The sequence below is a fragment of the Streptomyces cynarae genome (genome assembly GCF_025642135.1).
Lineage (GTDB): Bacteria > Actinomycetota > Actinomycetes > Streptomycetales > Streptomycetaceae > Streptomyces > Streptomyces cynarae.
This window is the reverse complement of record NZ_CP106793.1, coordinates 3,363,033-3,385,732: the sequence shown is the minus strand read 5'-3', so window position 1 is coordinate 3,385,732 and position 22,700 is coordinate 3,363,033. Positions and strand designations below refer to the sequence as shown.

22 protein-coding genes and 1 pseudogene are annotated in these 22,700 nt (G+C 71.3%); 13 read left to right on the top strand and 10 right to left on the bottom strand.

Going from position 1 to position 22,700, the window contains the following annotated elements:
- The first annotated feature begins 3 nt into the window (after window positions 1–3).
- Together N8I84_RS15745 and N8I84_RS15740 are read left to right on the top strand one after the other, a co-directional pair.
- Window positions 4–999 carry a hypothetical protein gene (locus N8I84_RS15745; protein ID WP_263230128.1) on the top strand — a complete coding sequence of 332 codons (996 nt, stop codon included), beginning with the start codon at window positions 4–6 and terminating at the stop codon, window positions 997–999.
- Entirely contained in the window at window positions 996–1,874 is an 879-nt protein-coding gene (locus N8I84_RS15740; protein WP_263230127.1) for a DUF6339 family protein, read from the top strand. Before N8I84_RS15745 ends, N8I84_RS15740 begins: the two co-directional genes overlap by 4 nt.
- A 16-nt stretch (window positions 1,875–1,890) precedes the next feature.
- Here the strand turns inward: N8I84_RS15740 and N8I84_RS15735 are convergent, their stop codons facing one another.
- The 7 genes from N8I84_RS15735 to N8I84_RS15705 form a co-directional block, all read right to left on the bottom strand.
- A complete protein-coding gene (locus N8I84_RS15735; protein WP_263230126.1) occupies window positions 1,891–3,222 on the bottom strand; it encodes a DNA cytosine methyltransferase in 1,332 nt (443 codons plus the stop codon).
- Window positions 3,223–3,233: 11 nt separating this feature from the next.
- Window positions 3,234–4,229, bottom strand: coding sequence for a DNA cytosine methyltransferase (locus tag N8I84_RS15730; protein ID WP_263230125.1), 996 nt, complete (start codon window positions 4,227–4,229; stop codon window positions 3,234–3,236).
- A gap of 493 nt (window positions 4,230–4,722) precedes the next feature.
- The gene (locus N8I84_RS15725; RefSeq protein WP_390898898.1) at window positions 4,723–5,229 is read right to left on the bottom strand and encodes a very short patch repair endonuclease; all 507 of its coding nucleotides are present in this window, start codon (window positions 5,227–5,229) and stop codon (window positions 4,723–4,725) included.
- A 115-nt stretch (window positions 5,230–5,344) separates the two neighbouring features.
- Window positions 5,345–6,361: a hypothetical protein gene (locus N8I84_RS15720; protein WP_263230124.1), complete on the bottom strand. Its 1,017-nt coding sequence runs from the start codon at window positions 6,359–6,361 to the stop codon at window positions 5,345–5,347.
- A gap of 73 nt (window positions 6,362–6,434) precedes the next feature.
- Window positions 6,435–7,316, bottom strand: a complete 882-nt coding sequence (locus tag N8I84_RS15715) for a pentapeptide repeat-containing protein (protein WP_263230123.1) — start codon at window positions 7,314–7,316, stop codon at window positions 6,435–6,437.
- 326 nt (window positions 7,317–7,642) lie between these two features.
- Window positions 7,643–9,118 carry a glycoside hydrolase gene (locus N8I84_RS15710; RefSeq protein WP_263230122.1) on the bottom strand — a complete coding sequence of 492 codons (1,476 nt, stop codon included), beginning with the start codon at window positions 9,116–9,118 and terminating at the stop codon, window positions 7,643–7,645.
- Window positions 9,119–9,390: 272 nt separating this feature from the next.
- Entirely contained in the window at window positions 9,391–9,603 is a 213-nt protein-coding gene (locus N8I84_RS15705) for a hypothetical protein (RefSeq protein WP_263230121.1), read from the bottom strand.
- Window positions 9,604–9,671: 68 nt separating this feature from the next.
- On the opposite strand from N8I84_RS15705, the gene N8I84_RS15700 reads away from it, so the two are divergent.
- Window positions 9,672–10,316, top strand: a complete 645-nt coding sequence (locus N8I84_RS15700; protein WP_263230120.1) for a class E sortase — start codon at window positions 9,672–9,674, stop codon at window positions 10,314–10,316.
- Window positions 10,317–10,415: 99 nt separating this feature from the next.
- On the opposite strand, the pseudogene N8I84_RS15695 reads toward N8I84_RS15700, so the two are convergent.
- A pseudogene (locus tag N8I84_RS15695) lies at window positions 10,416–11,812 on the bottom strand (MFS transporter).
- A gap of 160 nt (window positions 11,813–11,972) precedes the next feature.
- On the opposite strand from N8I84_RS15695, the gene N8I84_RS15690 reads away from it, so the two are divergent.
- The 4 genes from N8I84_RS15690 (at window position 11,973) to N8I84_RS15675 (ending at window position 14,761) form a co-directional block, all read left to right on the top strand.
- Window positions 11,973–12,506 carry a winged helix-turn-helix transcriptional regulator gene (locus tag N8I84_RS15690; protein ID WP_263230119.1) on the top strand — a complete coding sequence of 178 codons (534 nt, stop codon included), beginning with the start codon at window positions 11,973–11,975 and terminating at the stop codon, window positions 12,504–12,506.
- 57 nt (window positions 12,507–12,563) lie between these two features.
- Window positions 12,564–12,872, top strand: a complete 309-nt coding sequence (locus tag N8I84_RS15685) for a DUF6412 domain-containing protein (protein WP_263230118.1) — start codon at window positions 12,564–12,566, stop codon at window positions 12,870–12,872.
- Between the two features lie 166 nt (window positions 12,873–13,038).
- Window positions 13,039–13,749 carry a YidC/Oxa1 family membrane protein insertase gene (locus N8I84_RS15680; protein ID WP_263234774.1) on the top strand — a complete coding sequence of 237 codons (711 nt, stop codon included), beginning with the start codon at window positions 13,039–13,041 and terminating at the stop codon, window positions 13,747–13,749.
- A gap of 154 nt (window positions 13,750–13,903) precedes the next feature.
- On the top strand, window positions 13,904–14,761 hold the full coding sequence (locus tag N8I84_RS15675; protein WP_263230117.1) for a fumarylacetoacetate hydrolase family protein: 858 nt from the start codon (window positions 13,904–13,906) through the stop codon (window positions 14,759–14,761).
- Window positions 14,762–14,929: 168 nt separating this feature from the next.
- Here N8I84_RS15675 and N8I84_RS15670 read toward each other — a convergent pair whose 3' ends face one another.
- Complete coding sequence (locus tag N8I84_RS15670; RefSeq protein WP_263230116.1) at window positions 14,930–15,397, bottom strand: heme-degrading domain-containing protein; 468 nt, start codon at window positions 15,395–15,397, stop codon at window positions 14,930–14,932.
- Window positions 15,394–16,479 carry a Gfo/Idh/MocA family oxidoreductase gene (locus N8I84_RS15665; protein ID WP_263230115.1) on the bottom strand — a complete coding sequence of 362 codons (1,086 nt, stop codon included), beginning with the start codon at window positions 16,477–16,479 and terminating at the stop codon, window positions 15,394–15,396. The genes N8I84_RS15670 and N8I84_RS15665 overlap by 4 nt, the downstream gene beginning before the upstream one ends.
- A gap of 56 nt (window positions 16,480–16,535) precedes the next feature.
- Here N8I84_RS15665 and N8I84_RS15660 point away from each other — a divergent pair, with 56 nt between their 5' ends.
- The 6 genes from N8I84_RS15660 to N8I84_RS15635 all read left to right on the top strand — a co-directional run bounded on the left by N8I84_RS15660 (window position 16,536) and on the right by N8I84_RS15635 (window position 22,630).
- Complete coding sequence (locus tag N8I84_RS15660) at window positions 16,536–17,675, top strand: ROK family transcriptional regulator (RefSeq protein ID WP_390898897.1); 1,140 nt, start codon at window positions 16,536–16,538, stop codon at window positions 17,673–17,675.
- A gap of 567 nt (window positions 17,676–18,242) precedes the next feature.
- Complete coding sequence (locus tag N8I84_RS15655) at window positions 18,243–19,151, top strand: hypothetical protein (RefSeq protein ID WP_263230114.1); 909 nt, start codon at window positions 18,243–18,245, stop codon at window positions 19,149–19,151.
- Between the two features lie 81 nt (window positions 19,152–19,232).
- Entirely contained in the window at window positions 19,233–20,012 is a 780-nt protein-coding gene (locus N8I84_RS15650) for an HAD-IIA family hydrolase (protein WP_263230113.1), read from the top strand.
- A 694-nt stretch (window positions 20,013–20,706) separates the two neighbouring features.
- A complete protein-coding gene (locus tag N8I84_RS15645; protein ID WP_263230112.1) occupies window positions 20,707–20,865 on the top strand; it encodes a hypothetical protein in 159 nt (52 codons plus the stop codon).
- 3 nt (window positions 20,866–20,868) lie between these two features.
- Window positions 20,869–21,534, top strand: a complete 666-nt coding sequence (locus tag N8I84_RS15640; protein WP_263230111.1) for a class F sortase — start codon at window positions 20,869–20,871, stop codon at window positions 21,532–21,534.
- 55 nt (window positions 21,535–21,589) lie between these two features.
- Window positions 21,590–22,630: a glycoside hydrolase family 6 protein gene (locus N8I84_RS15635; RefSeq protein WP_263230110.1), complete on the top strand. Its 1,041-nt coding sequence runs from the start codon at window positions 21,590–21,592 to the stop codon at window positions 22,628–22,630.
- The last annotated feature ends 70 nt before the right edge of the window (window positions 22,631–22,700 follow it).

The following is a 22,700-nucleotide window of genomic DNA, read 5'->3' as shown; positions in this document are numbered from 1 at the left end:
CGCGTGAAGATCTACCCGTACAAGCGACTCAACCGCCCGATCACGTTCCGGGTGACGTCGGTCTCCCTCAAACTCGCGGACGGTACGCGGGACCAACTGGACACCAGCGCGTACTCGACTCAGCAACAGGCCGTCGCGCTCGGCGTTGCGGGGCACGACGACTGGGTGAGCGCCACCATCGGCCTGTCAGCAACCCTGCCCCCCGGGGCCGACGCGCCGGACGCGGCTTGGTCCGACGTGCGCGTCCTCGCCGTGCTGGTGGACGGCGAGACCAACGTCCGTACCACGACGGACCTCACGCGTGACGCGGAGGACAGCCGTGATTGGTCGGGCTTTCTGGAGTTGCTCCGCGACGACCACCTGGGGCGCGCCTCCCTCATCATCTACGCCGCCGGCACGGTCGACGGAGTGGCGGGACGGTCGATCGCCGAGACCGACCGGAGTTGGATCGTCGACACGGTCTCCGACGAGCCGGTCAGCGGCCTCCAACTGGAGGTTCGCAAAGCCTCCTTCACCAAGAGCTCCAGGGAATGGCTGCGGGCCTACGCCGACGTGCCCTGGATCGTGGACACCTCGGCCAGGGTGCCCACCGTCTTCGTGAACACCGATGTCGAGGGGATCGTGGGGCTGTTGGACAGCAGCGGCTCCGGCGTGGAGAGCAAGGTCCGCGACCTCCTCGTCGCCCAGATGGCCACGGACGTGTGGACCGCCGTGTTCCACGGTGCCATCGGCGACCTGGAGATCGAGCCCGGTGGCAACCCGGTCTTCCCCACCGACTGGCAGGGCGAGGTCCTGCGGGAGATGCTCCCGGACGTCGTGCCCGGCGTGCACGTCGAGGAGGCCCTGCGGCAGGTGCACCGCCGGCGCACCGGCGATTCGGGCTGGGCCGAACTGCAGACACGTATCCACTACGCAGCGATCCGACGCGCCGAGGCCTCCAGGGCGCTGGGTTATGCCATCCGCAGTCTGGAACAAGCGAACCGGGAGAGCGAGAAGTGATCACCCAGCCCGACCACGTACCGGAGCGCTTGGCGCTGCTCCCCGCATCGGCCGCCGACAGGTTCCTCACCGAGCAACTGCTCAAGGCCGAACAGGTGCACGGCGGCATCGACCTCGCCAAGGTCGTCGAACCGCTCCCCGAGGACGACGCCAGATGGGCGGTCGAGCCGATCCGCAGCCTGGTGGAAGACGCCATTTTCGAGTTCCGCGACGACCGCACCCGCGCCGACGCGTGGCTCGCGCCGCGGCTTCATGCCACGCTGCGCCTCACGCGGCGGGAGGCGGCGGACAAGCGCCTGTGGACACACCTCGCGCTGGCGGTGGCCCCGGACTACGTGGCCTGGCGACACCTGTCGGAGCCGACGGCAGCGCGGCCGGAGCGGCGTATCCCCGCGGAGCGTTTCCAGGGCCCCGCGGACCGCCAGTGCTTCTCCCGTCTGTGGTGGGCGGCCGAGCTGTTCCGGAACGGTCCGGACTATGAGCCCGTCGAGGTGGCTTGTGGCAACCAGGACCTCATCCACACGGTTCTGCGGAGAGACCTGATCGATCACCGTCCTACCGCTCAGGCCCTCGTCCGCCTTGTGAAGAGCGGCAAAATTGCCACAGGGCGGGAGATCAACGGTCTGAGCGTTGCCATCACCGCGGCCGGAGCGACCTTGGTCTACGACGTCCTCGCACCGGACGAGCCCAGGGACCCGGGCCCTCTTCGGAACTGGATCGCGGAGGCGGAGACGGCACCCCCGGTCTCGCGTCACGTTCTCCCGGACGGACCCGATGAGGACCCTGTCCCGGAGGACTCCGTGGCCCTGCTCGTCGACCACTTCACCGAACTCTTCGAGACCGCGCCGATCAGGGGCAGGAAGAGCGAGATCTGATCCGCGTCCGCCGTGGCTACCCGGCCGAGGACTTCTTCTTGCGCCCGGTGGAGCGCGGCGGCGCCTGCTTATCGGGGAGCGGGCAGCTGGCGGTGCAGTCGTCCGCCGACCCGCAGCCGTGGCTGCGCAGTTTGGCCCGTTCCTCTTCCGTGGCCGGCACCCACGGCTCCCGCAGAACCTCCGGGTCCGGCGCGGGAAGACCGAGCGCGGCGCTCAGCAGGTGCGCCCCGAAGAGGGGCGGCACGGCGTTGCCCACCTGCTGGGCCTGTGCCTTGCCCGACCAGGGGTACTCCGGCGGGAAGCTCTGCAGCATCCCCGCCTCGTTCATGCTGAACCGTGAGCCCTCGTAGACGATGTTCTCGTCGAGGTGCTCGAAGACCACGAAGCGTGAGATGCGGCCGGTGACAGTGGCGGCCGGCTGCTGGTCGGTCCGTACACCGCGTCGTCCGGGGTTCCCGGAGCTGCCGTAGTTCGAGCGCACCAGGAAGGGTTTCTTGCGGCCGGGCAGGGCCATGCGCATCGACACCCACGGCTGCGGTCCCTCGGCCTTCTCCTGGCGCGTCACCGGCTTGGGAGCGATCTCCTCGTCGAGAGCCGGCTGATGCGCGAGAGCGACGGCCCCGCCGTTCCTGCGGTTCCACTCCTTCGCCTCATAGGCGCGGTGAGTCGGCTCGGGAAGGAAGGGCTCACCGAGCCCCTTACGGCGAGCGATCAGCACGGCTCGCGAACGCGTCTGCGGAACTCCGTAGGTCTCGGTGTCGAGGACGTCGACCTTGACCTCGTACTTGGTGCCGTCGGGCAGGCCGATCTTCCGCAGCACCAGGGCGTAATGCTCCCAGAGCGCCTCGACCGCGGGGACCTGTTCCAAGACGATGACGTCGTACGGCCGGTTGCCGCGGTTCGGGCTCCTCGTCGCCTGGATCGCGTAGCGGAGAGGTTCGAGGACCAACGCCGTGCGCGGATCGCTGAGCTTCTTCAACTCCTTGTCGATCTCCTCGTTGGAGACGCCCGCCATGAGTCGCTCGATGTAGCCCTTGACCTGTTCCAGGGCCTGGCGACCGACGCCGCTCCCGGCAACCGAGTACGTCTGGCACGGGGGACCACCGGCGAGCACGTTGATCTCCGGGGGCAGCGACTCGAAGGCATCCCTGCGAACCGCGCTCACGTCGGCGTGCAAGGTGTCCAGTCCGGCCGCGTAACGCGTCAGACAGGCGCTCTTGTCCCATTCGATGCCGAGGCTCGGTACACCGAGCACGTGTGCGGCCACGTCCAGCCCGCCGGGCCCTGCGAAGAGATCCAGGACAAAAGGTTTGTCGAGGATGGGCTGATCGTGCGGCGTGCTGGTCATGTGGCGGAAGTCTAGCCGGCAGCGGGGACAGCCGGATCCCGGCTCAGCGCTTGGGCGACAGCCCGTCCCAGCGCCTCAGCGACGGGTGGTGGCGTCGCGTGTCCGATCTGGCGGTATCGGGCGGTCTTCAGTCCTGCGATCTCCCATGATTCGGGGAAGCCTTGGAGGAGAGCCGTCTGGTCCACTGTTATCCGCACCAGTCCGTCGTCCCCAAGTGACGGATCCCACTTGAAGTCGCGGCCCGGGGGTTCGTTCCCGAACGACTTCGTGTAGACGCCCATCTGCCGCCACCTGGCCTTCGTGCCGCGCGGTCCGAAGTCCGGGCCTCCGTGTGTCTTGGATCCGCCCACCAAGGTCGGCGCCACACTCGTCGCCTGGGCCGCCCAGCGGTCGGCGTCCGGCCAGCCGCGGGAACGCATCGACCGCGCCAGCGCCTCTCCGACCGACACGTGCGTGTGGACGGTGGGTCGAGGTGGCCGGAAGGCGCTTGCCCACTGCTGCTTGACGGCTGCGAGGATGCCGTGCTCGCGGTCCTGGGGCACTCCGAAGTCGGAGGCGTTCAGGACGAACCAGATCAGTTCGTAGCCGAGGTGCTCCAACTCTTCGTGGAGGAACTCCCGTATCGGCGCAAAAGAGCTTCCGTTGACCAAGGTGGGCATGTTCTCGATGACCAGCGCGCGTGGCTGGACGGCGTGGACCAGGTAGGCGGTCGCCTGGATGAGGCGGATCTCAGCGTCGGACGATCGGCGCGTCACCGTCGCGCTCGACTTCACCCGGGGTAGACCGGCCGCCAGCAGATCGACGTCGTAACTCACGGGGTGCTCGGCCGGGTCGAAGCCCAACAGGTCGGCGTGAAGCACTTTCCATTGCGGCCGGTTATTCCGCAGAGTCTCCACGGCGAGCTCGTCGTGATCCAGCAGCAGGCGTGGCTCGAACCCCGCCTGCTCCAGCCCGAGGGCAAGCCCACCCGCCCCGGAGCACACATCCACGAAGGTCAGTCCGCTCATTCTCTTCTCCCCCCGATTCATTCTGTCCGACGCCGCTCTGCAGCCGCCCCACCCGTGCGGCCAGCTCCTCGGGAACTTCAAACCGCCAGAACCGCAGCACTGTTCAACCTTCCAGGCTCAGGCGCTCCGCCGTCTCCCGGTCGTGCCCATGTACCGATCCGGCATGCTGCGCCACCGGTTCCCGTCGGCCCTCGGCTGTGCGTGCTGAGGGCTGGTCTGCCCATTGCAGCCGTAATGTGCCGCGCAGCTCCTTTGCGTTGATTTTCTCGTCCGCGATGTGCTGGACCTGCTGGAGGGCGGACCCGGGGGCGACGCGGTTGAGGCGCGCGAGCTGGGCGGCGGTGTAGTAGCCAAAGCCGGTAGTGGGCCGGGCGCGCCAGTCCGATCACGTAGTGGTGACGCGGCATCCGAACGGAGATGCCGCCGTGCCGGGCGAAAGTCTCGCGTTGTGAACATGACGTCTCTGAGCTGACCGCTGAAATGGTGTGAAGACTCAGCGACGGGACGAGCCCTGCGTACGGCGAGTGCTTGTGGGACCCGCGCGGGAGGCACCGACCTCGTGGCGTCGCCGGTCGTACACCTCGCGCACTCGCAGTGCGGCAGCCAACGGATCTTCGTGCTCCCACACACGGAGAACCTCCCACCCCGCTTCGCGGAGCCATTGGTCGGTCTGCCGGTCGCGGCGACGATTCGTCTCGAGCTTGTCGGTCCAATAAGTCCTATTCGTCGCCGACAGAGTGTGGTGCTCCGGGCAGCCATGCCAGTAGCAGCCGTCCAAGAAGACGGCCAGACGCACCCGCGAGAAGACGAGGTCTGCTGTGCGCCTGACCTTCGGCAGTGGACGGATGGACACCTTGTACCGCAGCCCCAACGCGTGAACAGCTCGCCGAAGAGCCAGTTCGGGTTTCGTGTCCCGCCCTTTGTTGGACTGCATACTCCGTCGCGTGCCAGGCGATGAGGCCCAGGAATCCTGACTGCCGCTGCGCGGCTCACTGCTCATGTTCACGGCTTCTCGAAGGTGGGGGGCGGCGGACGAGCTCCGAGTTTGCCAATCCGCGCAAGTCGTCCGTAACAGAGGGTACTCGCCCGAGTGCCATTGACGCTCGGTTTCCAGCTCAGGCAGTGCTTCCGTGGCACCCCTCATAAACCGCCCCCGACCCGCACCAACACCCATCCCCCCGCTCCGGCGGCCAAGCAACCGCCCGCCCCCGGGCGGCCAGCGTCGTCGCGTACTGCGGTAGCAGTGCCGCGTCCCCCGGTGACGCGCCCTCCGAGGCCGCGAACGCCTCGTACGACGGCACCGTTCCGGACACGATCCCCAGGTTCCCCGTCCCCGACGTCGAAAGCTCCCTCAGCGACGCCTCTATCGTCGCCAGGTGCTCCTCGTGCGACGGGTACTCGGCGGCCAGCGACGGGTACATCGCCACCAGCTCCGCCAGCTCGCCCGCCGGCCAGTGCAGGACCGCCACCGGGAACGGGCGGGACAGGGCCTCCCGGTACGCGCCCAGTTCTGCTCGGAGGCGGGTGATCTCCGCCTTCAGTTCCGCCGGGTTGCTCGAGCCCAGGGTCCAGATGCGCTTGGGGTCGTGCAGCTCGTCCAGGGTGATGGAAGAGGAGTGGACGGTGTCCGCCAGGGCGTCCCACTCGTCGTGGGCCGCGCCCAGCATGCGGCGGACCCGGTGGCGGCCGTAGAGGAGGGGGTGTGTGGACTGCGGCGGTTCCGTCCCGTCGCCCACCAGGAGTCGTAGGCCCTCGGTGAACGTCTTCTCGGCCGCCTCGAGCTCGTCGTGCGACTCCAGGGACTCCGCGATGATCACCCAGGGGGCCGGGTGCCGCGGGGCGGCCGTGCGGATTCCCTCGATGATCGCCCGCGCTTCCGCCTCGTGGTCGTACTCCCACAGGTTGGACGCCTTCAGGGCGCGTACCAGGTGGGGGTTCTCCAGCGGTTCGCCGGAGGACAGCAGGCGGTCGTACAGCGCGGTCGCGCCGGGGCGGTCGCCGGCCAGTTCCCGGTGGGCCGCGGCCTGCAGCAGCAGGTGCTCCGCGTCCTCGGGATACAGGCCGGCAGTCCGCTCCAGGCGTGCTGCTTCGGCGTTGTGGTCGACGTTCTCGGCAGGCGTGTCGGGGCGCATGGGGGACACGGTACTGCCGTTGGCCCGCAAGCATCAGATACCGGCAGGTCAGTGAGCAGCGTGCCTGACATTGTCACGAATGCCTGGTTCGCGGGTCGGTTGATGCAGTGGGTGGAGAGGACGTGGGCGGCGGTGACGATGGCGGCAAGTCCCCTTCGGGGCGGTGGACGTCCGTCAGGACTGTGTCGTCGAGGCGTACGGTGCCCAGCTCCGCCTCGGCGAGGTCCGCTCCGACCAGAGATGCCTCACCGAGGTCGGCGTCCGTCAAATGCGCCTGGCGCAGGTCCGCCTTGTCGAGGGAGGCGTTGCGCAGGTCTGCGTGCACCAAGGTGGTGGATTTCAGGTCGGCCGAGTCCAGGCGGGCGTCGGTCAGGTTTGCCTCCGTGAGGTCGGCCCCCGTCAAGGCTGCGCTGGTCAGGTCTGCTCCCGTCAGGGCGGCGCCCTGTAATTCGGTCTGTTTCAGCGAGGCGCGGCGCAGGATCGCGCCTGACAGGTCCGCGTCCTGGAGGTCGGAGTTCCTCAGCACCACACCGGTGAGGTCCGCCTTGGTCAGGTCGGCACCCTGGAGGCTCGCGCCGATCAGATAGGCACCTTTGAGATCGAGACGTGTGGCGCCGTCGTGGGCCGGATCGCGGTGGGCCAGTACGAAGAGTGCCGCCTGGACGTCGGGAGCCTTCTCAGGTGTCGACAGTTTCTTGGTGGCATGGGTGCGGATGTGCGCGGACAGCGTGGCGATCACTTCCGGTTGATCGCGCGGGGAGTCCTCCATGATGCCCTGCAGGGAGAAGACTGCGCCTCGGCGGATGGTCGCGGAGTCGTTGTCCAGGCGTTCCAGGGCCCTGTCGTACCGGTCGGCGATCTGTCCCTGTTCCGAGATGGCCAGTTCTCTCGACACCTGGGTCACCGACACCCAGGTGAAGACCAGTGCGGCGACCGCGGCGAGGCCCGGGAGCATCGCGGCCGTCGCAGCCAGCCGGTTGCCCCAGATGCTCGTCTCCGGGGGCGGGCTCTGGTCGGGCCCGCCGACGCCGGCCGTTCGCTGCGGTGCTCCGCGGCGGTGGCCCGGCGGCGTGCGCCGAGCGGAGCCCTGGGGTTATGTCCGCTGCCTCGTTCCGCTCGCACCCGGCGGTCCGCTATCCGCCGCAGCTGCCTGCTTCGGGCCCCCGCCCGCGGTGTGCCTGTGATCATGGCTGCTATTTGAGCGGAGGGTGGCCCGGTGGGGAAAGGCGGGGCGGCGTGGGTTCACAGAACCCTCGCCGCCCCGCCTCCAGCGGTAGCCGTCTATACAGCCACCCCGTCCACCTGGAGCGTCTGCACCGCGCCCGCCGCGAACGGCACGCTCAGCGTCTTGCCGCTCAGGAACGTGTCCGAGTGTGCCGTGTACAGGTCGCCGCCACCGCCGGTGACCGTGTTCCAGCGCGGGACCACGCCGCCCGTGCCGCCCGTCACCGTCGTGAAGCGGGAGAGGTCGAAGGTCAGGGTCTGGGCGGAGGTGGACTTGTTCGCCGCCACGATCACCAGGCGCTTCGCTGTTTTGTCCAGGGCCGCGACCGCGTAGTCGACCCCCGTGTCGAGGATCGTCATGCCGGGGCGGATGTGGCGGCTGAACTGCGCCATCACGTAGTACTTCGTCTGCACCGCGCCCGGCTGGAGCGTGCTCGCGTCGTAGGCGATCATCGCCCAGCTCGCCGTCGGGTCCATCACCTGCCAGTACACCCACGCCGTCGGGTGCAGCCAGCGGAAGTCGAGGAGCAGGTTGCTCGCCAGGGTGAGGCCGGTGGCGTCGCCGTCGCCCGTTTCCGAGTTCCACAGGGCCTTGCCCGACGTCTTCACCACGTCGGTGTAGAGGAGGTCCCTGCGGCCGCCGGAGCCCTGGTAGCCGTGGACGTTGACGCGGTTGACGTAGCCCTTCGTCGTCGAGCTGAAGGAACCCCACGTCGTGCGCGCCAGGTCGTAGCTCGTCTCGTCCGACGCCGAGATCTTCGTGCCCGTCAGGCCCCGCTTGTCCAGCTCACTGCGCAGGTACGGCAGGACGGCCGACTGCACGGTCGCGTCCATGTGGCAGCCCTCCTGGGTGCCGTCCGCCTTCCACCAGCCGGACGACGGCTCGTTGAAGGCCTCGACCGTCGTGAAGTTCACGCCCCAGTTGTTCTTGGCGTAGAGGGCCACGGAGGCCAGGTGGGAGGCGTGCTGGCGGTAGTTCCAAGACTGGAGGTTGTTGCCGCCGTCGGAGGCGCCCGACGGGTTGTGGTTCAGGCACATCCACCACATCGGGGAGTTGGCGAACAGTTCGCTGATCGCGCCGCGTTGGGTCGCCTTGACCAGCATCGCGCGCTGGGTGGCGTCCGCCGTCCACTTCCAGGCCGAGGAGGTCGGGTCCTCGTTGTTCCAGTCCTGCCAGTAGCCCTCGATCTGCTTGAAGGACGGGATGTTGGGAGAGGCGACCATCGATGCGCCGCCCACGCTGTTCCAGCTGCACGCGCCGAGGTTGTAGCGGGCGATGTTCAGGCCGAGGCCGGGGAGCGTCCTGCCGTTGTATGACACCGAGTTGGTGGTGAAGAAGATGTCGGCGAAGTCGTCCCGCGCGCCGAAGACGTTCGCCCACCAGGCGAGGGAGGTGCCCCAGCCCTCCCAGCTTCCGTATGTGGTGCCCGGGCTGACCGAGATGGTCGCGTCCGCGTGCGCGGTGCCGGTCGCCAGGGCGCTTCCGAGGAACGTGCCGCCCGCGGCGGCCAGCAGAGTTCTGCGTCGGATCATGGGCTTCTCCGCCTCTTCGTGCCGTTCGAACGCCGGGTCGTCCCCCCGGCGTCGACCGGTTCCGCTGGATGCATCACGAAGGATCGGGTGTGTCCCATGGGGTTGTCGAGGGTTGTGACGGCCCTTTCTAAAACCGGTAGACGAAGGGGATGTCCGGGGCAGGGGAGGGGCAGTGGAAAGGGAGGGGGAAGCGCGGGCAAGGGACGGGGAAGGCGCGGGGAAGAGGACGGGAGTACCGGGCGTATGGGCCTGGTGACTTGAAGGTGCCTCTTCTATGGTGCGGGCGGCCCGGGTGGCGCGTACCCCGGCCGCGTGGCGGGGCTCCCGGCGAAGGAGGCGTACGCATGCGGGTTGTGCGGACTCTGCGGGCTTCCGTCGTCGTGCACCGCACCCGGCGGCGCCGTGCCCTTCGCCGGCGTGCGCTGTGGACGGGTGGGGAACTCCTCGTCACCGTCGGCCTCGTGCTTCTGCTGCTCGTCGTGCACGAGGTGTGGTGGACCGACCGAGAGGCCCGGCAGGGGGCCGAGCGGGAAGTGGAGGCCCTGGAGCGGGAGTGGGGAACGGCGCCGACCACCGGTACGGCGGCGACCGCGAGCACGGCGGCGACCGCGGGGGCGGCGGCGACTGGGGGAGCGGCGGCGACCGGGGGAGCGGACGCCGGCGGGGCGGGGGACCGTTCCGGGGGCCGGCCTCCTCCGACGCGCGTCGCCAAAGCGGCGGCCCGAAGCCTGAGGCGAGTCCCGCCCGCTCCCAGGCCTATGCCGTCCTCGTCGTCCCGCGTCTGCACCTCCGCGTCCCCGTCGCCGAGGGTGTGGGCAAGGCGGAGGTGCTGAACAAGGGTTACGTCGGCCACTATCCCGGCACCCAGCAGCCGGGCCAGGCCGGGAACTTCGCCGTCGCCGGGCACCGGAACACGCACGGGGAGCCGTTCCGGTACCTGAACCGGCTGCGGGTCAAGGACGTCGTCCAGGTGGAGACCGGGGCGGCCGTGTACACGTACGCCGTCGACCAGGTCCTGCCGGAGACCTCGGCCCGCGACTCGGGCGTCGTACGGCCCGTGCCGCGTTCCGTCGTCAAGCCCGCCTACGGCTACGGCGATCCCGGGTACTACATCACCCTCACCACGTGCACCCCCGAGTACACCTCCCGGTACCGGCTGGTGGTGTGGGGCAAGCTCCTGTCCATGCGGCCCCGGTGATTCAGGAAGTCCGTACACCGGCCCGGTGATTCAGGAAGTCCGTACACCGGCCCGGTGATACAGGAAGCCCTCACACCGGCCCGGTGATTCAGGAAGTCCTCAGGCCCGCTCCCGCAGCATCAGGACGGCGACCGCGCCCACGAGTGCCAGGCCCGCCGAGACGACCGCGGCGACGTTCGCCCCGTGCGCCAGTGAGCCGGGGCCGCCCGATGTGGTGAGGGCGATGGTGAGGGCCACTCCCGCGCAGGAGCCGATGTAGCGGAACGTCTGCTGGGCCCCCGAGCCCATCGCCGCGCGCTCGGCGGGGACCGACTCCACGGCGACCAGGGGGAGCGCCGCGTTCAGCAGGCCGCTGCCCACGCCTCCGATCACGAGGCTCGGCAGCAACCGCGTCCAGGAGCCGGAGCCCACCGCGCCGAGCAGCGTCAGGACGGCGCCGGCGTGCAGCGCGAAACCGAGGGCCAGCTGGTGGCGCGGCGCGAAGTGGCCCGGCAGCCGCTTCACCTGGAGTGCGACCGTGAAGGACAGCCCGGACCACAGGAGGACCAGCCAGGCCGTGGCCATCGGGCTCAGGTCCAGCGTCCACTGGAGCAGCGTCGGCAGGAAGGTGAACAGGCCGATCACCGCCAGGCCGGTGAACAGACCGCCCGCCGCGGAGCCGAGGAAGCGCGGGCGGCGCAGCAGGGACAGGTCGATCATCGGGGTGCGGGTGCGGTGTTCTATCAGGGCGAAGGCCGCGATGAGGACCACGGCCGCCGCCAGCAGCAGCGCCACCGGTGTGCGCAGCCAGCCGTCCCGGCCCAGCGTCAGCGCCGCCACCAGGGAGACGAGGCCCAGGCTGAAGACCAGGGCGCCCGCCAGGTCCGGCCGCCCGCCCCGGGGCGCGCGGGACTCCGTCAGCACCCGGGCGGACAGGGCCGCGACGATCAGTGCCGCGGCGCCCAGCACCCCGTACGCGAGCCGCCAGCCGGGCAGCGCCCCCGCGATCAGCGGTCCGACCGCGATGCCGCCGCTGACGAAGGCGCCCCACACGCCGGTCGCGTGCAGCCGCCGCGCGGGGTCGGGAAGGCGTGCACGATCAGGCCGAGGCTGCTGGCCAGGAGCGCCGCGCTCGCCGCGCCCTGTGCGATCCGGGCCAGCGTGAACAGCCATGTCGAGGTCGCGAAGGCGCCGAGCACGGTGGTGATGCCGAGGGCGACCGTGCCGGCCACGAAGATCCGCCGACGGCCGTAGTCGTCGGCGAGGCTGCCGGCCACCAGGAGCAGCGCGGCGAGGCCGAGCGGGGTGCCGTTGAGCAGCCAGGCCTGCGCGGACAGCGGGGTGTGCAGGGCGGCGACGGTGGCGGGGAGCGTGACCGCGGGCGCGGTGTACGTCATCAGTGCCACGGCCGTGGCCGCGCTGGTCAGGGCGAGGGTGGCGGTCGCTCGCGGGGTCTCGTGGGCGCCGGGGGAGGTGCGGGGTGCCGTGGTCGGTTCGGTGCGTTGCAGCTGTGGCATGGCCTGCCCTTCCGGGGCGGGGTCGGATCATAAGGTTCGGTCATCGAACCTTTGGTAGGGAAGCGACGCTAGCAGCATCGGTTCAGTCATTGAACCAAGTTTGGGGAAAGTCGGTTCGATGACTGAACCCAGCGCGTCGGAAACTCGCTACAGTGAGCTCATGGCTCTCGGCAAGGACTACGCGACGCAGGAGTGCTCCATCGCCCGCGCGCTGGAGATCATCGGCGAGCGCTGGACGCTGCTCGTCGTGCGCGACGCGCTCTACGGCGTACGGCGCTACAACGACTTCCTCGTCCACCTCGGCATCCCGCGCGCCGTCCTCGCGGCCCGCCTCCAGACGCTGACCGCCGAGGGCATCCTCGAGAAGCGCCGCTACCAGGACTCCCCGCCGCGCGACGAGTACGTGCCCACCGAGCGAGGCATCGCCCTGTGGCCCACCCTGCGCGCGCTCGGCCGGTGGGGGCGCGAGCACTACTCCGAGACGCAGCTGCGCATCTTCCGGCACGCGACCTGCGGCACGGACAAGGAACTCGGGTCGTACGGCGAATGTCCCGCCTGCGGAACCATCGTGCCCGCCGGGGACGTTGAGATGCTGCCGGGGCCGGGCCTCGATCCCGACCCGGCCGATCCGGTCAGCCGGGCGCTGCTGAAGCCGAAGAGGATGCTGCGGCCGCTCGAGACCGAGCCTGTATAAAGGCGGCGAGCCTGTTTGAAAGCAGGGAGGGGCAAGCGAGTCGGGGGAGGGAAGCGGATGATCAGGAACAGGGCGCAGCTGCGCCCCGCCGCCGTGCTGCTGCTCCTGCTGCTCGAGGTCGCGCTCCTCGACACCGGCAGCCTCTACGCCGCAGTCGCCTTCGCCGCGACCGCCGCCGGTTCCGCCCTCGCCGTCTGCGCGCTGATCGCCGCCCGCAGCGTGCCCGCCGTGCCGCCGACCCGGGTGCGTACGGCGATACGTGACCGGGAGCACCGTACGGCGTTCCTGTCGCAACGGGACCCCGACGCCCCGGGCCGTACGCGACCGCGGGCACCTGGGCGCGCCCTCCCGGCGACCGCCGCGTAGGGCACGTCTTCCTCGTACGTCTTCCGTACGGCCCTTCCGTACGTTCTCCCGTACGGCCTTCCCGTACGTCTGTCCCGTACGTCCGTGACCCTGCGCGGGTCGTCATGCCGACACCATCCCGCCCCGGCACGACGAGACCCCGGAGGACTCAGCCTTGTCCGCGTTCATGTCCGTTTTCGCCCGCCTGGTCGAGCATCTCGCCGACCTGCTCCAGCCGCTGTTCCACGCCTCCGCCGCGGCCGCCGCGATCGTCCTGTTCACCGCGCTGGTACGACTCCTCGTCCACCCCCTCTCCCGCGCCGCAGCGCGTGGACAGCAGGCGCGCGCCCGGCTGCAGCCGAGGATCGCCGAGCTGAAGAAGAAGCACGCGAAGGAACCCGAGAAGTTCCAGAAGGCGGTGCTCGCCCTGCACGCCGAGGAGAAGGTCTCCCCGCTGTCCGGTCTGCTGCCGAGCCTGCTCCAGCTGCCCGCCTTCTTCCTGCTCTACCACCTGTTCTCGACCACGACGATCGGCGGCGAGACGGGCGGCCTGCTCGCCCACGCGCTGTTCGCCGCCCCGCTCGGCGGCCGGTGGGCCGACGCCCTCGCCCACGGCGGGCTGCTCGGCCCGGCCGGGCTCGTCTACCTCGGGCTGTTCGCACTCGTCGCGGCCGTCGCCACCTTCAACTACCGGCGTGCGAGGCGGACGATGGCCGAGAGCCCGGTCCAGGCGAGCGGTGGGGAGCAGGTGCCCGGGCTCGGCGCGGTCACCAAGGCCATGCCGTTCCTGTCCTTCTTCACCCTCGTCACCGTGGCGGTGGTGCCGCTGGCCGCCGCGCTGTACGTGGTCACCAGTACGACGTGGAGCGCGGTGGAGCGGACGGTGCTCTACCGCTGAGCGCGCCGGACGGTCGGCGGCGGTCCAGTCCGTGAACGGGGTATTGCGGACTGACCGCCGACCTTGGAGGATCGACCAGTCCTCCGATGGCTGTGCCCGGCCGTACCCGGCCGTGCCCTTCGGCGGCTGCCCGCGATCTAGGGAGACTGTGACCATGAAGCTGCTGCGAGTCGGTACGGCGGGGGCGGAGCGGCCCGCGCTGCTCGACGCCGAGGGAACCCTGCGGGACCTGTCCGGGCTCGTCCCGGACATCGACGGACCGCTGCTCGCCGACGACGCGGCGCTCGGTCGGATCCGCGCCGCGGCCGGGAGCGGTGAGCTGCCCGCGCTGGACCCCGCCGGGCTGCGCATCGGGCCGCCGCTCGCCCGGATCGGCAAGATCGTCTGCATCGGGCTGAACTACCACGACCACGCCCGCGAGACCGGTGCCGAGCCGCCCGCCGAGCCGGTGATCTTCTTCAAGGCGGCGGACACGGTGGTCGGGCCCGACGACACCGTGCTCGTGCCGCGCAGGTCCACCAAGACCGACTGGGAGGTCGAGCTGGCGGTCGTCATCGGGCGGACGGCCCGCTATCTGGAGTCCGATGAGGAGGCGCTGGCGCATGTCGCCGGGTACGCCGTCGCGCACGACGTCTCCGAGCGCGAGTTCCAGATCGAGCGCGGGGGGACGTGGGACAAGGGGAAGAACTGCGAGACGTTCAATCCGCTCGGGCCCTGGCTCGTGACGGCGGACGAGGTGCCGGACCCGCAGGCCCTCTCCCTGAAGCTCTGGGTCAACGGGGAGCTGAAGCAGGACGGGACCACGGCCGAGCAGATCTTCCCGGTCGCCGAAGTCGTGCGGTACGTCAGCCAGTTCATGACCCTGTACCCCGGTGACGTCATCAACACCGGTACGCCGGCGGGGGTGGCGCTGGGGCGGCCTGAGCCGAAGCCGTTCCTTCGGGCCGGGGATGTGGTCGAGCTGGAGATCGAGGGGCTCGGGCGGCAGCGGCAGGAGTTCAAGGACGCGTAGACGCTCCGCTGGGGGCTGGGGGCTGGGGGCTGGGGGCTGGGGGCTGGGGGCTGGGGGCTGGGGAACTGCGGCGGTTCGTCGACTGCGGGCCGTCGTCGGCTGGTTGCGCCCACGCGGCGGAGCCGCACATGGATGCGGCCCCGCGCCCCTGGTCAGGTCCCCCGCCCCCTAGGCTTTGAGCCTCTCCAAGGCTTCGACCACCAACCGGTGGTCCTCGACCTGCGGCAAGCCCGACACCGTCACTGTGCCGATCACCCCGGCTCCTTCCACCCTGATCGGGAAGGAGCCGCCGTGGGCCGCGTACACGTCGGGGTCGAGGCGGGAGGAGTCCTCGAACGTCGTGCCCTTGGCGCGGAAGCGTGAGCCGACCAGCAGCGACGAGCAGCCATAGCGTTCGACCACGCGGCGCTTGCGGTCGATCCAGGCGTCGTTGTCCGGGGTCGAGCCGGGCAGTGCCGCGTGGAAGAGCTGCTGGCCGCCGCGGCGGATGTCGACGGCCACCGGGGCCTGGCGGGCCCGCGCCAGCTCCACCAGCAGCGTGCCCAGCCGCCAGGCGTCGTCGTACGTGAACCGAGAGAGCGTCAGGCGGCGCTCCTGGTCCTCGAGGTCCGGGATCTCGGGGGTAACGGCGGTCACAGCTTCACCTCCACGCCCTCGCGGGCCGAGCGTCGCGCGGCTTCCAGGACGTCCAGGGTCGCGGCCGCCTCCAGGGCCGTCACCGGGTTCGGGCCGCCCTCGCGCAGGGCCTTCGCGATCGCCGCGTAGTACGCCGGGTAGTCGCCGGGCAGGGTCGGCTCGGGGCTGCCGCCGCCGGTCAGCGGGGACTCTCCGGCACCGACGCGGCCCCACAGGGACTCGGGCTCCTGTCCCCACTCCGGGCCGGGGCGCAGGCCCTCGCGCAGGGCCGCCTCCTGCGGGTCCAGGCCGTACTTGACGTATCCCGCCCGCGAGCCGAGGACCCGGAAGCGGGGGCCGAGCTGGGCCGCCGTCGCGGAGACGTACAGGTGGGAGCGGACGCCGCTGGTGTGCGTGAGCGCGATGAACGTGTCGTCGTCCGCCTCCGCGCCCGGGCGGCGGACGTCCGACTCGGCGTACACTGCGGCGGCGGGGCCGAAGAGGACCAGCGCCTGGTCGACGACATGGCTGCCGAGGTCGTACAGCAGACCTCCGATCTCTGCGGGGTCGCCGGACTCGCGCCAGCCGCCCTTGGGCTTCGGGCGCCAGCGCTCGAAACGGGACTCGAAGCGCCAGACGTCGCCCAGTTCGCCGTCGGCCAGCAGCTTGCGGAGGGTCAGGAAGTCGTTGTCCCAGCGGCGGTTCTGGAAGACCGAGAGCAGCAGGCCCCGCTCCTCGGCCAGCGCCGCCAGCCCGCGCGCCTCGGCAGCCGTGCCCGCGACCGGCTTGTCGACCACGACCGGCAGGCCCGCCTCGAGGGCGGCGGTGGCGATCGGGACGTGCGTCTTGTTCGGTGAGGCGACGACGATCAGGTCCAGTTCGCCGGCGCGCGGCCACAGCTCGTCGGTGGTGGCGGCGACACGCACGTCCGGGAACTCGGCGCGGGCCTGCTGCTGCCGCTCCGGGTTCGAGGTGACGACCGTGTCGAGGACCAGGCCCTCGGTCGCGGCGATCAGCGGGGCGTGGAAGACGGAGCCCGCGAGGCCGTAGCCGACCAGGCCCACGCGGAGGGGGGTGTCAGTACCAGGGGCTGTGCCAGTCATGCGCACCACTTTCGCAACACTGTTGCCAAAGTGCAAGCGCCGGGGACAATGGGGGCGTGAACAGGACGTACGCGGGACCGGGCGAAGACGGCAGGCACGGCGGAGGGACTGTGGCGAGCGGGGTGAACCTGCTCGCCCTGCGCAGCCACAACACGGCCTTGGTGCTGGATCTGCTGAGGGCGGCCGGGGAGCCCGGGATCAGCCGGCTCGAGCTCGCGGAGCGGACCGGGCTGACCCCGCAGGCCGTCAGCAAGATCATTGCCCGGCTGCGGGCGGACGGGCTCGTGGCGGAGGCGGGGCGCCGAGCCTCGACGGGCGGCAAGCCGCGTACGGTGCTGCGGCTGGTGCCGGGCGCCGGGTACGCCGTGGGGCTGCATCTGGACCGGGACGAGCTGCGGGCCGTGCTGTGCGACCTCACCGGAGCGGTGGTCGCGGAGCGGCGGGTACCGCTGGACCTGGGCGCGGGGGCGGAGGCCGTGGTCGAGGAGGCGGCCCGCGAGGTCGAGGGACTGGTGGGTGACGTGGCCGTGCTCGGGCTCGGGGTCGCTCTGCCCGGTCCGCTCGACCACCGGCACGGTGTGCTGCACCGGGTCACCGGGTTCCCCGAGTGGGACGGGTTTCCGTTGCGGGAGGCGCTGGCCCGGCGGCTGGCGATGCCCGTGGTCGTCGACAAGGACACCAACGCCGCCGCGCTCGGGCTCGCCATCGGTGGGGCGGCCGAGACGACGGACGCGTCGTTCGCCTATCTGCACCTCGGGACCGGACTCGGCGCCGGGCTGGTGATCGGCGGCGGCGTGCACCGGGGCGCGCGGACCGGGGCGGGGGAGTTCGGGCACCAGGTGATCCAGCTCGACGGGCCGCCGTGCGGGTGCGGGAACCGGGGCTGCCTGGAGGCGCTCTGCCTCGACGCCGTCGCGCGCGGCGACGTGCCCGAGGCGGCGCGCGTCCTCGGTGTGGGCGCCGCGAACCTGGCCGGACTGCTCGACATCGACCTGGTCCTGCTCGGCGGCCGTACCGTCGCCGCGCACCCGGAGTCCTTCCTCCGGGGAGTGGGTGCCGTCCTCGACGCACGCGCCCTGCGCGAGGGCGCGACCGCGGGCGTACCGGTGGCCATCGCTCCCGGAGGAGCGCGCGGCGTGGCGGAGGGCGCGGCCCAGCTGCTCCTCGCACCGTTGTTCGGGCGCGCGGAGGGGTGAGCCCGGGGGTTCGGCGGGGCGGTGGGGCGGTGGGGCGGTCCCGGCGTTCGGGCCGGCCGAGAGGCGAGCCCGGGTGTTCGGCCGGTGGAGGGGTGGGCCCCGGTGTTCAGGCGGGCGGTGGGGCGATTGCGGCGTTCGGGCGGGCGCAAGGGTGACTTTGGGGCTTCGGGCGGGCGCAAGGGTGACTTTGGGGCTTCGGGCGGGCGGAGGGGTGGGCCCCGGTGTTCGGGCGGGCGGTGGGGCGATTGCGGCGTTCGGGCGGGCGGAGGGGTGAGCCCGAGTGTTCGGACGGGCGGGAGGGCGACTCCAGGGCTTCGGGCGAACGGAGGGGGTAGCCCGAGCGTTCGTGCGGTGAGCCCGAGCGTTCGTGCGGTGAGCCCGGGTGTTCGTGCGGTGAGCCCGGGTGTTCGTGCGGTGAGCCCGGGGCTTCGGGGCCCTGGAAGGTCGACCCCAGGCGCCCGCCCGCAGTCCCGGCGACTGCGCTGATCGGGGGGACTTGGGCCGTCGGCTCCGGCCCGGAGGGCGTGGCGCGCCCTGGGGTCAGCTCGCCTGTCCGGTCATATCTTCATGCGACACTCTCGACCGCTGCGGCGCTCCGGAGAGCACTCCCGCCCGCTCTCGCGCCCGCCCCACAGGCCCCGCTCGCCCTGGCGGGCCGGACTGGCCCGACGGGCCCTCCGCGCCCCCCTCGCCGTGCTCCTGCCCTGCGCCCTCGCCGCCGCCATGCTGCTCCTCCAGGCACCCGCCGCAGCGCTCCCCGTCGACCCGGGGCCCACCTGCTCCGGGCGGGACCAACACACGTTCCCCCTCACCGCCCGCATCCGCGGCGGGCCCCGGACCTACGCGGCCGGCGGTGCCGCCCACACCTGGTACATCGACCTGAAGAACACCTCCTCCCAGACCTGCGGCAACATCCACCCGGTGCTCGTCCTCGTCGACACCCGCCGCGCGCTGACGGCCGCGCAGGCCGAACTGGAGTTCTTTGAGGGCGACCGCCCACACCCCGTCACCTTCGAACGCACCGACCGGCAGGAACTGGTCGGCCCCTTCGACGACGGCTTCCCCGGCTTCACCGTGGCCCCGGGCCGGACCCTCAGTGTGAAGGTGCGGCTCGCGTTCGCCTCCGGAACCCCGCAGGACGAGGTCGTCGCGACCGCCGCGATCGTGCGGCGGCACGGCGACAACGGCGACTGGGTCGGCCAGTCGGACGACTACCGGTTCTCGATCGAGGCCGACGCCCGGACGAAACCGGAACCCACGTCCGCCTCGTCCGCCCCCCGCCGCAGTCCGGCCGCCGAGGCGCTCGCCGACACCGGCCCAAGGGCGCCGCGCGGCCTCGGCACGATGGCCGGCGGACTGCTCGTGACGGCGGGCGGCCTGCTTGCCGCGAGCCTGCCCCTGCTCCTGTACCGGTGGCGCCGCCGGGCCCGCGCGCGGTACGCCATGCCCGGCGAGAAGGAGGCCGACCGGCCCTGATTACGCTGGGGCCCCGGGCGCACCGTCTTCCGGCGTCCCCGGAGTCCCCGGTTCCCCTTGCGTACGGCAGGAGATCGCAACATGGCAGAGCGCAAGCCCATCGAGTCATGGCTCACCGACATGGACGGCGTGCTCATCCACGAAGGTGTTCCGATCCCCGGTGCCGACGCCTTCCTGAAGAAGCTGCGCGAGTCCGGCAAGCCCTTCCTCGTGCTCACCAACAACTCGATCTACACCCCGCGCGACCTGCACGCCCGGCTGCGACGCATGGGTCTGGACGTGCCGGTGGACAACATCTGGACCTCGGCCCTGGCCACCGCCAAGTTCCTGGACGACCAGCGGCCCGGCGGCACCGCGTACGTCATCGGCGAGGCCGGCCTGACCACGGCGCTGCACGACATCGGCTACATCCTGACCGACCACGAGCCCGACTACGTGGTCCTCGGCGAGACCCGCACCTACTCCTTCGAGGCGATGACCAGGGCGGTCCGGCTGATCAAGGGCGGCGCCCGGTTCATCTGCACCAACCCCGACGAGACCGGCCCGTCCGCCGAGGGCCCGCTGCCCGCCACCGGAGCGGTCGCCGCACTGATCACCAAGGCGAGCGGCAAGAAGCCGTACTTCGCGGGCAAGCCGAACCCGCTGATGATGCGGACGGGCCTGAACACGATCGGGGCGCACTCCGAGACCAGCGCGATGATCGGCGACCGGATGGACACCGACGTGCTGGCCGGCATCGAGGCCGGTATGCAGACGTTCCTGGTTCTCACCGGGCTGACCGCACCCGAGGACATCGACCGCTACCCGTTCCGCCCGTCCCACGTCGTGAACTCGATCGCGGACCTCGTCGACCGGGTCTGACGCGCCGGGCGGCCCATGCCCGGCTGCCCGTGCGGAGCAGGACCAGGCCCCTCGTACGGAGTAGTCGAGGGTCCCGTCCGGATGCGTCGGAGTGCCCGTCGGGGGAGTCTCCTGGTATCGGGAGGTTCACGATGGGTTCACTACGGCTCACCCTCTGTGCGGGTGCCGTCGCCGCGGGCGCCCTCATGCCCGCGGCGTACGCGGCGGACGCACAGGGCGTCGTCCCGACCCCCGCGTTCCCCGCGCCCGGCAGCGATGTCCGGCTGGCGGTACGGGGCTGCCCCGGCACGACCGGCACCGCGGAGTCGGACGCGTTCGTGGCTCAGGCACGGCTGGTCGGGGGCGACGGCACGCTGTCCGGCGACACCCGGGTCCGCTCGGCCCTGTCGCCGGGCCGGTACCAGGTGACGGTCGACTGCGACGGCCGGGAGATCAGGGACGCGCTCACCGTGGCCGCCCGACGGCGTCCGCGCCCGACAACGCGACGCCCTCCACCGCGGTCGCGCCGGACAGCATCGCGGCGTCCGCGCCCGCCACCCGGCCTTACACCCCCACGCCGTACACGGCCATCGGTACGGCCTCCCCCGCCCCCACGACCTCGCCGTCCGCCCCCTCCCCGCTCTCCCGCCCCTCACCGCCGTCCTCCCCTTCGTCCCCCTCCTCCCCGTCCTTCCCCTCATCGCCGGTCGCGCCGGTGCACGCGGGCGGCGGCGGTACGGCGGGCGCCTCCTCCGACGACCCCCGGGTCGCCGTGCCCGGTCTGCGGCACGCGGTGATCGGGCTGGTCCTCGCGGGTGTCGCCGGCGTCGTGGTCGTCGCGCGCGGTGCCCGCCGGGGCCGTGGCACGGAGTGAGCCATGTCCGGGCATGAACGTTCCTGCGGTACCGGGCGCCTGCTGATGGGCGTCGCCTGGGTGATCCTGCTGCTCGGGCTGTGGATGTGGGGCCGTGAGGTCACCGACGTACGCCCGGGGATCTCCGCGCCGACGACCGGTGACATGGCCGCCGTCGGGCGCCCCCCGACGGCACACCTTCCGCCTGCCGCGACGCCGTTGAAGCAGGCCCTGCCGTTGCGCGTCGACATCCCCGAGTTGGACGTGCAGGCACCGGTGGTGGCGCGCGGCCTGGACGCGCAGGGCGGCGTCGAACCGCCGCCGTTCGACGAGCCCGGGGTGGTCTCGTGGTACCAGGGCGGGGTGACCCCGGGTGCCGCCGGGACCGCGCTGTTCGTCGGCCACGTCGACACCCGGAGCAAGCCCGCCGTCTTCTACCGGATCGGCGCCCTTCGGCCGGGTGCCAAGGTTCGGGTGGTCCGCGACGACGGCAAAGTCGCCGAGTTCACCGTCGAGAGCGTCGAGGTTCTCTCCCGCGACCAGTTCGACGCCCGGCAGGCGTACGGGCCGCGCGTACCGGGCCGGGCCGAGCTGCGACTGATCACCTGCGGCGGCACCTACGACAAGGCGAGCGACACGTACTCGGCCAACGTGATCGTGTCGGCGTACCTCACGAGTGGCTCACCGTGACACGGCGGGTATGTCACGATTGGTGCGGAACGCGGTACAGCCAAGGGGGAGTTGGATGTACGGGACGAGGGGTGCGGGGGCACGCGGGAGTGCGGGGGCACGCGTCGCCACGGTGGCCGCGGTGGGAGCCGCGTTACTGCTGGCCGGGTGTTCCTCCGGGGGCGGGGGCGAGGACAAGAAGGGCGGCGCGGGGGGCAGGATCACCCAGCAGCCGAAGGCGTCGGACCCGTTCTGGGTCAACCCGGACGGGAACGCGGCGCGGCAGGTCACCGAGTACGAGAAGGCCGGGAGGTCGAGCGAGGCGGACCAGATCAGGAAGATCGCCGAGCAGCCGACGGGGGAGTGGATCGGCCCGGAGAACCCGGAGGCGGAGGCGCGGGGCTTCACCGAGGCCGCCGAGAAGGCGGACCGTACGGCGATCCTGGTCCTCTACAACATCCCGCACCGCGACTGCGGCCAGTTCTCGCAGGGCGGCGCGGCCGACGGAAACGCCTACCGGGCGTGGATCGACGGCGTGGCCCGGGGCATCGGGGACCGGCACACGACGGTGATCCTCGAGCCGGACGCCGTCCTGCACATGGTGGACGGCTGCACCCCGGACCAGTTCCACGAGGAGCGCTACGACCTGCTCAAAGGCGCGATCACCGAGCTGAAGGCGCTGAGGAACACGAAGGTCTACCTGGACGCCGGCAACGCGGGCTGGCAGCACCCCGACGAGATCTTCCAGCCGCTGAGGCAGGCGGGCGTCGACCAGGCGGACGGCTTCGCGGTGAACGTCTCCAACTTCTACTCGACCGAGGACTCGATCGCCTACGGCAAGCAGCTCTCGGCGAAAGTCGGCGGCAAGCACTTCGTGGTCGACACCAGCCGCAACGGCAACGGCCCCTACACGGACGGCGACCCGCAGCAGCGCTGGTGCAACCCGCCGGAGCGGGCCCTGGGCGAGCCCCCGACGACGAAGACGGCGGATCCACTGGTGGACGCCTATCTGTGGGTGAAACGCCCGGGAGAGTCGGACGGCACCTGCAAGGGCGGCCCGAAGGCCGGGCAATGGTGGGCCGACTACGCACTGAAGCTCGCCGCGGCCAGCAAGTAGTGCCGGCTGGTGGCGCCGGGCCAGCGGCGCCGGCCAGGAGTGTCCGCCACGACAGGGGGGCGCCCTCCAT

Coding starts and splice junctions, on each gene's coding strand:
- N8I84_RS15735 (WP_263230126.1), bottom strand. CDS start 3,222: ATGACCAGCACGCCGCACGATCAGCCCATCCTCGACAAACCTTTTGTC.
- N8I84_RS15730 (WP_263230125.1), bottom strand. CDS start 4,229: ATGAGCGGACTGACCTTCGTGGATGTGTGCTCCGGGGCGGGTGGGCTT.
- N8I84_RS15725 (WP_390898898.1), bottom strand. CDS start 5,229: ATGAGCAGTGAGCCGCGCAGCGGCAGTCAGGATTCCTGGGCCTCATCG.
- N8I84_RS15720 (WP_263230124.1), bottom strand. CDS start 6,361: ATGCGCCCCGACACGCCTGCCGAGAACGTCGACCACAACGCCGAAGCA.
- N8I84_RS15715 (WP_263230123.1), bottom strand. CDS start 7,316: ATGCTCCCGGGCCTCGCCGCGGTCGCCGCACTGGTCTTCACCTGGGTG.
- N8I84_RS15710 (WP_263230122.1), bottom strand. CDS start 9,118: ATGATCCGACGCAGAACTCTGCTGGCCGCCGCGGGCGGCACGTTCCTC.
- N8I84_RS15690 (WP_263230119.1), top strand. CDS start 11,973: ATGGCTCTCGGCAAGGACTACGCGACGCAGGAGTGCTCCATCGCCCGC.
- N8I84_RS15685 (WP_263230118.1), top strand. CDS start 12,564: ATGATCAGGAACAGGGCGCAGCTGCGCCCCGCCGCCGTGCTGCTGCTC.
- N8I84_RS15680 (WP_263234774.1), top strand. CDS start 13,039: ATGTCCGTTTTCGCCCGCCTGGTCGAGCATCTCGCCGACCTGCTCCAG.
- N8I84_RS15675 (WP_263230117.1), top strand. CDS start 13,904: ATGAAGCTGCTGCGAGTCGGTACGGCGGGGGCGGAGCGGCCCGCGCTG.
- N8I84_RS15665 (WP_263230115.1), bottom strand. CDS start 16,479: ATGACTGGCACAGCCCCTGGTACTGACACCCCCCTCCGCGTGGGCCTG.
- N8I84_RS15655 (WP_263230114.1), top strand. CDS start 18,243: ATGCGACACTCTCGACCGCTGCGGCGCTCCGGAGAGCACTCCCGCCCG.
- N8I84_RS15650 (WP_263230113.1), top strand. CDS start 19,233: ATGGCAGAGCGCAAGCCCATCGAGTCATGGCTCACCGACATGGACGGC.
- N8I84_RS15640 (WP_263230111.1), top strand. CDS start 20,869: ATGTCCGGGCATGAACGTTCCTGCGGTACCGGGCGCCTGCTGATGGGC.
- N8I84_RS15635 (WP_263230110.1), top strand. CDS start 21,590: ATGTACGGGACGAGGGGTGCGGGGGCACGCGGGAGTGCGGGGGCACGC.